Source organism: Arthrobacter halodurans, from assembly GCF_041877255.1.
GTDB lineage: Bacteria > Actinomycetota > Actinomycetes > Actinomycetales > Micrococcaceae > Arthrobacter_N > Arthrobacter_N halodurans.
This window is the reverse complement of sequence record NZ_JBHDLJ010000012.1, coordinates 34048-46292: the sequence shown is the minus strand read 5'-3', so window position 1 is coordinate 46292 and position 12245 is coordinate 34048. Positions and strand designations below refer to the sequence as shown.

The window sequence follows — 12245 nt, the reverse complement described above, 5'->3', positions numbered from 1 at the left end:
ACCATGACCTCCTCCGACGAACTCTTCGAGCGCGCACGCCACCTGATGCCGGGCGGGGTGAACTCCCCGGTCCGGGCCTTCGGCTCGGTTGGCGGCACCCCGCGCTTCATGGTCGACGCCCACGGACCCCACCTCACCGACGCCGACGGCGTGCGCTACGTGGACCTGGTCTGCTCCTGGGGGCCGGCGCTGCTGGGCCACTCCCATCCGGCCGTGATCGCCGCCGTGCACGAGGCGGTCGACCACGGGCTCTCCTTCGGCGCGTCCACCCCGGCCGAGGGACGCCTCGCCGAGCTGGTCATGCAGCGGGTGCCGGGCGTCGAACGGATCCGCATGGTCTCCACCGGCACGGAGGCGACGATGACCGCGGTCCGCCTGGCCCGCGGTTTCACCGGACGCGACCTGATCGTGAAGTTCGCCGGCTGCTACCACGGACACCTCGACGGGCTGCTCGCGGCGGCCGGTTCCGGGCTCGCGACCCTGGCGCTCCCGGGCTCCGCCGGCGTCACGGCCGCGACCGCCGCGGAGACCCTGGTCCTGCCCTACAACGACGAGGCGGCCCTCGAGGCGGCCTTCGCCGAACACGGCGACCGGATCGCGGCCGTCATCACCGAGGCCGCGCCGGCCAACATGGGCGTCGTGGCGCCCGCGGACGGATTCAACGCCTTCCTCTCGCGGACGACGACGGCGCACGGGGCCCTGCTGATCCTGGACGAGGTGCTCACCGGATTCCGCACGGGACCGGGCGGCTACTGGGGCCTGACCGGAGCCCGCGAGGGCTGGACCCCCGACCTGTTCACCTTCGGAAAGGTCATCGGCGGAGGGCTGCCGACCGCGGCGCTCGGGGGCCGCGCCGAGGTCATGGAGTACCTGGCGCCGACCGGGCCGGTCTACCAGGCCGGGACGCTCTCCGGGAACCCGGTGGCCATGGCCGCCGGCGTGGCCACCCTGACGCATGCCACGGACGACGTCTACGCCCACATCGACGCCGCCAGCCTGGCGCTGCAGGACGCCGTCGCGTCGTCCCTGGATTCCGCCGGCGTCGACCACTCGATCCAGCGCGCGGGCAACCTGTTCTCCGTGGCCTTCGGGACCTCCAGGGGCGGGGTGCGCAACTACGCCGACGCCCAGGCGCAGGAGGCGTACCGCTACGCCCCGTTCTTCCACTCCATGCTGGAGTCCGGGATCTACCTGCCGCCGAGCGTCTTCGAGGCCTGGTTCCTCTCCGCGGCGCACGACGACGAGGCCATGAACCGGATCATCGACGCGTTGCCGGCGGCCGCGAGCGCCGCGGCGGCGGCCCGTCCCGCGTAGCCCCGGACCCGCCACGCGGAACGGCCCGGAACCAGTCGGTTCCGGGCCGTTCTCCGTCGGCGTGGCGATCCGGCGGGCGCCGGTGCGGCGGTTCCCCGCGCGCCGGTGCGGACCGCCGGTCCGCCTAGAAGGCGGGGATGACGTCGCCGTCGGGCCAGGTCTCCTCGATGTATGCGGCGACCTCGTCGCTGTGCAGGAGCTCGTCCAGCTTGGTGATGGCGGCGGTGTCCTCGCCGGCCCGCCACGCGAGGAAGTTCGCGTACGGGTTGTTCTCCACCGACTCGACCGCGAGGGCGTCCTTGCTGCTGAGGCCGGCCTGCAGGATGAAGTTGCCGTTGATCATCGCGATGGCCACGGACGGGTCGTTCTTGAAGACCTGCACGGTCTGCTCCGGCTGGACCTCCTCGAGGTCGAGCTGCTTGATGTTCTGCTCGTCCGTGAGCGTCAGCGCCGTGGACTCGTCGGTGATGTTCGCCAGCAGTCCGGCGGACTCGAGGACCTTGAGCGCGCGGAGCTGGTTCGCCGGATCGTTCGTCAGCACCACCTTGGAGCCGTTGGGCACGTCCTCGGCGGAGTCGTGCTGGGCGGAGAACGCGGCGAACGGCTCGATGTGGACGCCCTCGCCGTGCTCGAACTCGTAGCCCTTGGTCTCGACCTGGTCCTCGAACCACGGCAAGTGCTGGTAGTAGTTGGCGTCGAGACTGCCCTCGTCGAGGGCGGTGTTCGGGGTCTGGTAGTCCTCGATCTCGGTGATGTCGAGGTCGATGCCGGCCTCCTGGGCCAGCTCGGTGTCGACGAACTCGAGGATCCGGGCGTGCGGGACGGGGCTGGCGCCGACCTTCACGACGGTCGGGTTCGCGGGATCGAGGGTGGCGTCCGCGCTGGGGGTCGTGGAAGCACCCCCGCCGCAGGCCGTCAACGCGAAGAGGGTGGCGGCGCCGGTGAGGGCGAAGGCGAATTGCTGACGCATGGGCTGCGTTCCTTACTGTGTGGCCGGGCCGTGGGCGACGGCGGTCGGCGTCTTTCGCAGCTGGCGGCTACCGGCTGCGTTCCTCCGAAGGGACGGCGGAAGTCTGGGCGTGGCGGGGGGCCTAGCGGTGGTCCACCCGGCGGATGACGAGGTCGCCGACGATCTGGATGAGCTGGACGAGGACGACCATCAGGACGAGCGTGACGACCATGACCGTGGTGTCGAAGCGCTGGAAGCCGTAGCTGTACGCGAGCTTGCCCAGGCCGCCGCCGCCGATCAGGCCGGCCATGGCGGAGTAGCCGACGAGCGTGACCATGGTGGTGGTCAGCGCCGCGACGAGTCCCGGCAGGGCCTCGGGCAGCATCACCTTGCGGATGATCTGGAGCCGGGTCGACCCCATGACCATGGCGGCGTCGATCTTCCCGGAGTCGACCTCGCGCAGCGACGTCTCGACCAGGCGGGCGAAGAACGGCACGGTGCCGATGGTGAGCGCGACCGACGCCGAGATGGGACCCAGCGACGTGCCGGTGATCAGCACGGCGAGCGGGATCAGCGACACCATGAGGATCGCGTACGGGATGGACCGGATGATGTTCACGATGACCCCGGAGAGGATCCCGTTCAGCCAGCGCACCGGGGTGAGCCCGCCCGGGGCACTCGTGTGCAGCACGATGCCGAGCGGCAGGCCGACCAGGACGACGAAGAGGCCGGAGATGCCCACCATCTGCAGCGTCTCGAGGATCGCCTCGGGCATGGCCTTGGTGATGCCGGGGTTGGTCGAGAGTTCGTTGATGAAATCCAAGGCCTAGGCCTCCTTCGCGGCCACGGCGATGCCGCTGGCCTTGAGGTGGTCGGTGATCGCGGCCGTGTCGGCTCCGGCCGGCAGGTGGATCCGCAGGTGCGCGAACTGCTCGCCGCCCAGGGACTCCACCGAGCCGGCGAGGACGTTCACGTCGGTGTCGAAGCGCCGGGCGATGCCGGAGATCACCGGCTCCACGGCGTGTTCGCCGGAGTACAGCAACTCCAGCACCGTGCCCGCGGGAAGGTCCTCCGGCACTTCTCCGGGCAGGGGGAGCAGCGCCCCGGAGAGGCGGCCCCCGAGCCGCCCGACGACCTCGGCCAGCGAGCCGTGCTCGACGATCTTGCCGGCCTCCAGGAGCGAGACGGAGTCGCAGGCGCGCTTCACGACGTGCATCTCGTGCGTGATGATCAGGACGGTGAGCTGCAGGCGGTCCCGGAGGTCCTTGATCAGGGCGAGGATCTCGTCCGTCGTCTGGGGGTCCAGCGCGGACGTCGGCTCGTCGCAGAGGAGGACGTCGGGATCGGTGGCCAGCGCGCGGGCGATGCCGACGCGCTGCCGCTGGCCCCCGGAGAGCTGCGCGGGATACGCGTCCGCGAACCGGTCCAGCCCGACCAGCTGGAGCAGCTCGGCGACCCGCTCGGCGACGCGCTTCCTGGGTGTCCCGACGAGCTCGAGCGGGAAGGCGACGTTCTGCGCCGTCGTCCGGGAATCCAGGAGGTTCGCGTGCTGGAAGACCATGCCGATCCGGCGCCGCGCGGCCAGCAGGTCGCGGTCGCTGACGTTCGCCAGCTCCTGTCCGGCGATGGCCACCGACCCGGAGGTCGGCCGGTCCAGCAGCGTCAGGCAGCGGACCAGGGTCGATTTGCCGGCCCCCGAGTGGCCGATGATGCCGTGGACGGAACCCTTGGGAACGCTCAGGGTCACCCCGTCCAGGGCGACGACGTCGCGCTCGCCTTGGCGGTAGACCTTGCGCAGGTCGGTGACAGTGATCAAAAGTACCTCGATGACGGGGCGGAAAACCTTACCCCATATTGAATCACCGTCGAATAATCGCATGCGAATCGTCGTCACATACGCACCTGTGGCCCGTCGCGGACGAGGAAACCGGGGAAACGTCGAATAAAGTCACCCAAACGCCTCCTGCGGCGGAACAACCGGACGGCGAGTCCCGGTCACAGGCGCCGCGGTGTTGCGCGGGACACGTGTGCCGTCCGGCACACGGGCCGCCCGGTCGCCCGCCGGTCGCCGCCGGGACTCAGGCGCGCAGCGGCCAGGAGCCGTCGACCACGGCCGCCGGATCCTTGCGGCGGAAGTACTCCTGCAGGCCGGCGGCCTGCTCCGCGGCCCAACCGACCTGCGCGCCGTGCAGCTGGATCGGGTCCACCAGGAGCTGCGCGCCGTACCTGGTGACCTGCGCCTGCGCGACCGCGACGGTCGCCGCGGCGTCGGCGACGGACGTGTGGGCGTTTTCCAGCGGGATCCGGTAGAACTCGCACATCGCGCTCAGCGTGCGCTTGCCCCGGCGGTACTTGTCCACCTGCTTGTCGATCACGTACGGGTCGATCACCGGCGCGGGATGGATGGGGTCCACGCCGTGGCGCTCGCATTCGCGGGCGAGAACCGTGAAGTCGTAGCTGGCGTTGAAGGCCAGCACGGGCATCGTCTGGAACAGGTCGCGCAGGTGCGCGGCGATCTCGGCGGTCGCGGTGGCGGCGTCCATGCCCTCGGCGACCGCCCGCTCCGTGGTCACGCCGTGGACGGCGGCGGCCTCGTCCGGGATGGGCACCCCGGGGTTCACCAGCCATTCGCGGTGGTTGACGATCTCCTGACGGCCGTTGACGACGACCACGGAGGCGGTGACGATGCGCGCCTCCTGGGGGTCGCGGCCGGTGGTCTCGAGATCGAACGCTGCCCGGGGGAGTTCATGCCAGTTGCTCATGCCGTCAACGCTACCGTCCGGCACCGACACGTTGGCGCACACCCCGCCGACCGTGGACAATGCCCGCGCGCCGGCCTCTAGGCTGGAGCCCATGCGCAACGACTACGCCGATGCCGTCCTGCGGGTGGCGAGCCTCGTCGGCCCGGGAAGCGTCCTGAGCTATGGCGACGTCGCGGAACTGCTCGACGCCGGCGGTCCGCGCCAGGTCGGTGCGGCGATGTCGCGCTCCGGCGTGGCCGGTGGACGCGGCGCGGACGGCGGGCCCGGCTCCGGCGTCGTCCCCTGGTGGCGCGTGATCCGGGCCAACGGAACCCTGCCGGACCCGTTGGCCGCGGAGGCCCAGGAGCACTGGGCCGCCGAGGCGACCCCGCTGCGGGGCGGCCGCGTCGACATGGCGCGCGCCCGCTGGCGTCCCACGGAGCGGGACTTCGCGGAGATCGATGCCCTCGCCGAGGGACTCTCGCACAGCGCCGCGCCAAAGCGTGGGACACCGATGGTTTGATGGGAAGCGTGACACCACCGGTCCCAGCCCCCGCCACCCGTCCCCCCGGCGACACCCCCGCGCCGTGCGCCCCGTCCGCGTCCCGCGAGCCCACACCGCAGCAGGACCGCGTGGCAGGCCTCGCCGCGGGCCATGGCCCGGTCCTGGTCCTCGGCGCACCGGGAACCGGCAAGACGACGGCGCTGCTCGCCGCCGTCGTGCGTCGGCTCGAGGGTGGCCTGCCGCCGGAGTCGCTGCTCGTCGTCGCCCCGTCCCGCGCCGCGGCCGCCGGCCTGCGCGACGCGCTGTCCGCCGGGACGGACAAGACCTTCTCCGAACCGGCGGTGCGGACCTGGGCGGCCTACGCCTTCGACCTCATCCGCCGCGCCCGCCTGCAGGGCTACCTGCCCTCCGTGGAGCGCCCGCCGCGGCTGCTGTCCGGTCCCGAGCAGGACACGCTGATCGGCCAGCTCCTGGCGGGCCACGGTGAGGGGCTCACCAGGGGCCCGGACTGGCCCGAGTCGCTGGGCGAGGCCATCGGCACCCGGGGATTCCGCAAGGAGATCCGCGAGCTGTTCGACCGGCTCTCCGAGCACGGGCTGGAGGCGGGGGACCTGCAGGACCTCGGCCGGAGCTGCCGGAAGCCCGAGTGGACGGCGGCGGCCACGCTCTACCAGGAGTACCGCGACCTGCTGGACCTCGGCAGCGCGGAGGCCTTCGACCCGGCGGGCCTCATCACCGCGGCCGCGGACCTGCTGCAGGCCCATCCGCGGCTGCTGGCGGAGGAACGCGACCGACTGCGCCTCGTGGCGGTCGACGACCTGCAGGAGGCCAACCCGGCCCAGCACCGGCTGCTCGCGGCCCTGTGCGCGGACGCGGACCTGCTGGCGTTCGCCGCGCCGGACAACGTGGTCCAGGGGTTCCGCGGGGCCCGGCCGGACCTGCTGGCGCGCTTCGACGCGCTCTACGGTTCGGCGGCCCGCCCGCCGCTGGTCATCGAGCTCACCGGATCCCTGCGCATGCCCCGGGACGTCGCACGCGCCTGGGGACGCGTGGCCCGGCGCATCCCGGTGGCCGCGGGCGGCGCGGGGCGCCGACTCGCGGAGACGGACGACGCCGGTCCCGCCGGGAGGGTCGAGGCGCACCTCGTCGACTCGCCCGTCCACGAGATGCGCCTGCTGACGCAGCGGATCCTCGAGGAACACCTCATGTCCGGGCGGCCGCTGGAACGCATCGGCGTCATCGTCAGGAACGGCGGGCAGGTGCGCGCCGTGGCCCGGCACCTCGGCAACCAGGGCATCCCGGTCTCCGTGCCCCCGGCGGATATCCCGCTGCGCGAGGAACCGGCCGTGCGGCCGCTGCTCGAGCTGCTGCGGATCGGCCTCGCCGAGGTCGCGGGGGAGGGCCCGGCCGTGGACGCGGCGACCGTGGAGGGGCTTCTGGGATCGCGCTACGGGCTGTCGACGGCGCTGGACGTGCGCCGCCTGCGCCAGGCGCTCCGCCGGGAGGAGCGCGTCGCGGGCGGTCAGCGGGGCAGCGGCGAGTTGCTGGCGCAGATGTTCTCGGACCTGCCCCTGCTCGAGGCGCTCGGGCGGGAGGCGGGCGGCGCGCGACGCCTGGGGAGGATGCTGCTGGCCCTGCGTGCGGAACTGGCACGGCCGGAGGCGAACGCCGAGACCGCGCTCTGGGCCCTGTGGGAGGCCTCGGGGATGGCCGCCAGGTGGGGCGACGCCGCGGTGGCGGGCGGCAGTTCCGGGAGCCGCGCCGACGCCGACCTCGACGCCGCGCTGGCCCTCTTCCAGGCCGCCGAGCGGTTCGTCGACCAGCTGCCCGGATCGACGGTCTCCCAGTTCGTGGACCACGTCCTCGGCCAGGAGCTGCCCATGGACTCGCTCGCCGGCCGCGGCGGCAGCGGCCCGGCCGTCGAGGTCGTGACCCCCGCGTCGGCGGCCGGCCGGGAATGGGACCTGGTCCTGGTGCCGGGCCTGCAGGAGGGGATCTGGCCCAACACGCGCCTGCGCGGCGAGTTGCTGGGCAGCGGGGCCCTGTCCGACGTCGTGGAGAACGGCCCGTCGGCCCTCGCCCAGCGGGATCCGGCCTCGAGGCTGCGCGCGACGCGCGCCGACGAGCTGCGCACCTTCGCGACGGCGTGTTCCCGCGCCCGCGACACGCTCGTGTGCATCGGGGTCGCGTCCGAGGACCTGCAACCCTCGCAGTTCCTGGACCTGGTGCAGCCGTGGACCGATCCGGAGCGCCCGCGCCCGCTGACCGACGTCCCGCGACCGCGCACCCTCGCCTCCCTGGTGGCGACGCTGCGCCAGAACCTGGAGGGTGGCGCGCAGGACGCGGTCCGCGCCGATGCGGCGGCCGTCCTCGCGCGCCTCGCCGCGAGCCCGCGAACCGTCCGTGGCGCCGCGCCCGAGAGCTGGTGGGGACTGCTCCCGTCCACCTCGGAGGCTCCGGTCGCACCCGACGGGCACCCCGTGCGCGTGTCCCCGTCCCGCGTGGAGGCCGCGCTGGAGTCGCCCCTGAACTGGTTCGTGCAGGCCGCCGGCGGAGAGGCCGCGACGGACTTCGCCCGCAGCCTCGGCACCCTCGTCCACGCGATCGCCGAGGAACTCCCGGACGCGACGGGCGAGCGCTACGCGGCGGAGCTGGAACGCCGCTGGCCCGAACTGGACCTGCCCGCAAACTGGGAGACGGCCCGCGACCGCGAACGCGCCGAGACGATGTTGCGCAAGCTGGCCCAGTACGGCATCCTCATGCGGCAGGAGGGGCGGAGCCTTGTCGGCCGCGAGGTGGACTTCGACGTCGAGGTCGCCGGCGGCGGGGTCTCCGCGCGGCTGCGCGGCGTGATCGACCGCGTGGAGGTCGACGCCGCGGGCCGTCCGTACGTGGTGGACCTCAAGACCGGCAAGTCCCAGCCCGCCGTCAAGGAGGTCGACCGCAACGCCCAGCTGGGCAGCTACCAGGCCGCCGTGCTGGCCGGCGCACTCGGCGACTCGCTGCCCGGGCGCCCCGGCGGCGCGGCGCTGGTCCAGCTCGGGACCGCCGCCAAGTCCCCGCGGGAGCAGGCCCAGCCGGCGGTCGAGGACGAGGACTGGGCGACGCCGATGGTCCTGGAGGCCGCCGGCCTCATGGGCGCCGCGGACTTCCTGGCCCGGCACGACCCCACCAGGGGCGGGCGGTCCGGCACGTCGTGCCGGCTGCCGTCCGTCTGTCCGCTCTGCAGCGAAGGAAGGCAGGTGACCGAACCGTGAGCGACACACCGTCCCTGGGTTCCCACGACGCGGTGCTGGTGGCCGACCACGAGCCCCGGCGCATCCTGGACCCCGAGGAGCTGGCCGAGTTGCTCGGCCAGCACCGTCCCACCCCGGAGCAGTCCCGCATCATCAGCTCCCCGCTCGAACCGATGCTCGTCATCGCCGGCGCGGGATCCGGCAAGACGGCCACGATGGCCGACCGCGTGGTGTGGCTGGTGGCCAACGGCCACGTGCGGCCGGAGCAGATCCTCGGCGTCACCTTCACGCGCAAGGCCGCGGGCGAACTGGCCCAGCGGATCCGCCAGCAGCTCGCGACCCTCGCGGCCAGCGGCCTGCTCCCCGCGGCCGAGGACGACGCGCCGCTGGAGCCGAGCGTCTCCACGTACCATTCCTACGCCAACACCCTGGTGCAGGACCACGGGCTCCGCATCGGCGTCGAAAGCGACACGGTGCTGCTCGGCAGCGCCCAGGCGTGGCAACTGGCCTCGACCGTCGTGGAGCAGTACGACGGCGCGCACGACCACCTCGTGGCCTCCAAGTCCACCCTGGTCGACGCCGTCGTCACCTTCGCGGGGGAGTGCGCGGAGCACCTCGTGGACCACGGCGAGGCCCGCGGCCGTCTGGACGCGCTGGTCGAGCGTCTCGCGGCACTGCCCTACCGGGAAGGCAAGACCACCCCGCCCGCGCAGAAGGCCGTCGAGCTGTTGAACAGGCTGCGCACCCGGGCCACCGTCGCCGAGCTGGCCGCGCGCTACGCGGAGGCCAAGCGCCTGCGCGGCGTGCTGGACTACGGGGACCTCGTCGCGCTGGCCGCGCGGATCGCGCGCACCGTTCCCGCGGCGGGCGCCGCCGAGCGCGAGCGCTTCAAGGTGGTGCTCCTCGACGAGTTCCAGGACACCTCGCACGCGCAAATGGTCCTCTTCTCCAGCCTCTTCGGCGGCGGGCACGCCGTGACCGCGGTCGGGGACCCCAACCAGTCCATCTACGGCTTCCGGGGAGCGTCCGCGGGGCAGCTGTTCCGGTTCCCGCAGGAGTTCCCGGCCGAGGGCCCGGACGGCGCGGTCCCGGCGCCGGTCGCGTTCCTGACGACCGCGTGGCGCAACTCGGTGAACGTACTGGAGGCGGCGAACGCCGTCTCCGCGGCCCTGAACCGGGTCGACCCCAACCGCGGCGCCGGGCGGATCGCCGTCCCGCCGCTGGTGCCGAGCCCGTTCGCCGGGACCGGCCGGGTGGAGCTGAGCCGCCACGACACCAGCGCCGCCGAGGCCACCCATCTGGCGGGCCTCCTCCTCGCGGAGCACCACGACTTCCGCGCGCGGCACGGCCGCGCCCCCACCATGGCCGTGCTGTGCCGGACGCGCGGACAGCTGGGCGGCATCGCGGAGGCCCTGATGGAACGGGGCATCCCCTACGAGATCGTCGGGCTTGGCGGGCTGCTCGGCATGCCGGAGATCACCGACCTCGTGGCGACGTTGCGCGTGCTCGTGGACCCGGCGCGCTCGGACGCCCTGCTGCGGCTGCTCGCCGGCGCCCGGTGGCGGCTGGGGCCGGCGGATCTCCTGGCGTTCTCCGACTGGTCGCGCTTCCTCGCCCGTCGCCGGGAGGCGGCCATCCGCGAGCGCCGGCCGCTGGACGTGGACTCGGACGACAACGGACCCTCGGAGGGCCGCGCGGAGGCGCGCTCGGAACTGTCCGAGGCGGCCAGCCTGGTCGAGGCGCTGGACTGGCTGCCGCGGCCCGGCTGGACCAGCGCGGACGGCCGCTCGCTCTCGGCGGAGGCGCTGGACCGCCTCTCGCGGCTCCAGTCCGAGGTGCGGCGCCTGCGCGCCTTCGTCGACGACGACCTGCCGACCCTGCTCCACGAGGTCGAGCGCGCCCTGCTGCTCGACATCGAAGTCGCCGCGAAGCCCGGCGTGGGGATCCACGCGGCGCGGCGCCATCTGGACGCGTTCCTCGACGTCGCGGCCGGCTACTCGGACTCCTCGCTGCGCACGGACCTGCCCGGCTTCCTGGCGTGGCTCGACGCGGCCGCGGCCAAGGAGGGCGGCCTGGAGGTCGTGCAGCAGGAGGCCACAGACGAGGCCGTCCAACTGCTCACGATCCACGCGTCCAAGGGCCTGGAATGGGACGTCGTGGCCGTGACGGGGCTGAACGACGGCGTGTTCCCCACCGCCCGCGACTCGCGCTGGACGTCGGGCGACAGCGCCCTGCCCTGGTTCCTGCGCGGAGACCGGCACGACCTTCCCCAGTGGGACACCGACCAGCCGAGCCTGTTCGAGGCCCTTGAGGCCGAGCAGGACTTCCGCGCCCGGGTCATCGGACACGGGGAGGCCGAGGAGCGCCGCCTGGCCTACGTGGCGCTGACACGTGCCAAGGACCTGCTGCTGTGCTCGGCGACCGTGTGGACCGGGACGCGCTCCAAGCCCACCGCGCCCTCGCTGTTCCTCAATGACCTCCTGCCCCTCGCCGACGGCCCCACGCCCTCCGCGGGCGTGACGGTGTGGAGCGACGAGGAGTCCGCGCCCGACGAGAACCCCTACCGCGAGGAACCCGTCGAGGCGGTGTGGCCCTATGACCCCCTCGAGGGGCCGGTCCGGGTCCGCGGCGGCGTGGAGGAACGGCGCCCCCGCGGACGCCGGCAAGGGCTCGAGGCTGCGGCGGCGGCGGTGCGTGCGGCCCTGGACCGGGCGGAACCCGCGCCGGACTCCCCGGGTCCCGGGGATCCGGCGGCGGGCGGCCGCGACGCGTCCGGCGGTCCACGGCCGGCGACGCCCGCCGGCCGGGCGTGGGACCGCGAGGCGTCGCTGCTGCTGGCCCGGCATGAGCGCGAGGCCGACGGGGTGCGCCCGCCGGAAACGCCGCGGCACGTGCGTGCCTCGCTGTTCGTCGAACTGGCCACCGACCCGGATGCGGTCCTGCGGCAACTGCGCCGTCCCGTGCCGCGGCGTCCCGGCGTCGCGGCGCGCAAGGGCACCGCGTTCCACGCCTGGGTCGAGGAGCACTACGGGACCACCGGCATGCTCGACCTCGGCGAATTCCCCGGTGCCGCGGACGCCTATGTCGAGGACCGCTACGGCCTCGAGGAGATGAAGGCGGCGTTCCTCGCCTCGGAGTGGGCGGACCGGCAGCCGGCGTTCGTCGAGGTCCCCCTCGAGACGCGCGTCGGACCGGTCGGCGTGCGCGGCCGGATCGACGCCGTGTTCCGCGAGGAAGGGGCCGGCGGCGAACCGTCGTGGATCCTGGTCGACTGGAAGACCGGGCGGGTCCCGGCGGGCCGGGAGCTCGCGGTGAAGTCGCTCCAGCTGGCCGTCTACCGGTTGGGCTGGGCGCGGCTGCACGGGATCGATCCGTCGAGCGTCAAGGCGGCGTTCTACTACGTGGGCGAGGGGCGAACGATCCGACCGCACGATCTCGCGGATGAGGCGGAGCTGGTCCGCCTCATCACCGCGGCGCTTGCCCCCGCGGGGGACTAGAGG

8 protein-coding genes are annotated in these 12245 nt (G+C 73.5%); 4 read left to right on the top strand and 4 right to left on the bottom strand.

Translation table 11 applies throughout. The features are described 5' to 3' along the window. Positions 1-3 precede the first annotated feature (3 nt). A complete protein-coding gene (gene hemL, locus ACETWP_RS13440) occupies positions 4-1314 on the top strand; it encodes a glutamate-1-semialdehyde 2,1-aminomutase (protein WP_373972764.1) in 1311 nt (436 codons plus the stop codon). Positions 1315-1438: 124 nt separating this feature from the next. Here the strand turns inward: hemL and ACETWP_RS13435 are convergent, their stop codons facing one another. The 4 genes from ACETWP_RS13435 to ACETWP_RS13420 form a co-directional block, all read right to left on the bottom strand. Next, positions 1439-2284, bottom strand: coding sequence for a MetQ/NlpA family ABC transporter substrate-binding protein (locus ACETWP_RS13435; RefSeq protein ID WP_373972763.1), 846 nt, complete (start codon positions 2282-2284; stop codon positions 1439-1441). 121 nt (positions 2285-2405) lie between these two features. Continuing rightward, entirely contained in the window at positions 2406-3038 is a 633-nt protein-coding gene (locus ACETWP_RS13430) for a methionine ABC transporter permease (protein ID WP_373972825.1), read from the bottom strand. Positions 3039-3089: 51 nt separating this feature from the next. Next, positions 3090-4079 (bottom strand): methionine ABC transporter ATP-binding protein, encoded by a 990-nt coding sequence (locus tag ACETWP_RS13425; RefSeq protein ID WP_373972762.1) that lies wholly within the window; start codon positions 4077-4079, stop codon positions 3090-3092. 262 nt (positions 4080-4341) lie between these two features. Continuing rightward, positions 4342-5025 carry a 3'-5' exonuclease gene (locus ACETWP_RS13420; RefSeq protein WP_373972761.1) on the bottom strand — a complete coding sequence of 228 codons (684 nt, stop codon included), beginning with the start codon at positions 5023-5025 and terminating at the stop codon, positions 4342-4344. Positions 5026-5116: 91 nt separating this feature from the next. Between ACETWP_RS13420 and ACETWP_RS13415 the strand changes: the two genes are divergently transcribed. The 3 genes from ACETWP_RS13415 to ACETWP_RS13405 all read left to right on the top strand — a co-directional run bounded on the left by ACETWP_RS13415 (position 5117) and on the right by ACETWP_RS13405 (position 12242). Beyond that, positions 5117-5527 (top strand): MGMT family protein, encoded by a 411-nt coding sequence (locus ACETWP_RS13415; RefSeq protein WP_373972760.1) that lies wholly within the window; start codon positions 5117-5119, stop codon positions 5525-5527. A gap of 110 nt (positions 5528-5637) precedes the next feature. Next, entirely contained in the window at positions 5638-8766 is a 3129-nt protein-coding gene (locus tag ACETWP_RS13410) for an ATP-dependent helicase (protein ID WP_373972759.1), read from the top strand. Beyond that, positions 8763-12242: an ATP-dependent helicase gene (locus tag ACETWP_RS13405; RefSeq protein ID WP_373972758.1), complete on the top strand. Its 3480-nt coding sequence runs from the start codon at positions 8763-8765 to the stop codon at positions 12240-12242. The genes ACETWP_RS13410 and ACETWP_RS13405 overlap by 4 nt, the downstream gene beginning before the upstream one ends. The last annotated feature ends 3 nt before the right edge of the window (positions 12243-12245 follow it).

Bases quoted from the DNA above. Each gene is read 5' to 3' on its own strand.
- ACETWP_RS13420 (WP_373972761.1), bottom strand. From the start codon at position 5,025: ATGAGCAACTGGCATGAACTCCCCCGGGCAGCGTTCGATCTCGAGACC.
- ACETWP_RS13430 (WP_373972825.1), bottom strand. From the start codon at position 3,038: ATGCCCGAGGCGATCCTCGAGACGCTGCAGATGGTGGGCATCTCCGGC.
- ACETWP_RS13415 (WP_373972760.1), top strand. From the start codon at position 5,117: ATGCGCAACGACTACGCCGATGCCGTCCTGCGGGTGGCGAGCCTCGTC.
- hemL (WP_373972764.1), top strand. From the start codon at position 4: ATGACCTCCTCCGACGAACTCTTCGAGCGCGCACGCCACCTGATGCCG.
- ACETWP_RS13435 (WP_373972763.1), bottom strand. From the start codon at position 2,284: ATGCGTCAGCAATTCGCCTTCGCCCTCACCGGCGCCGCCACCCTCTTC.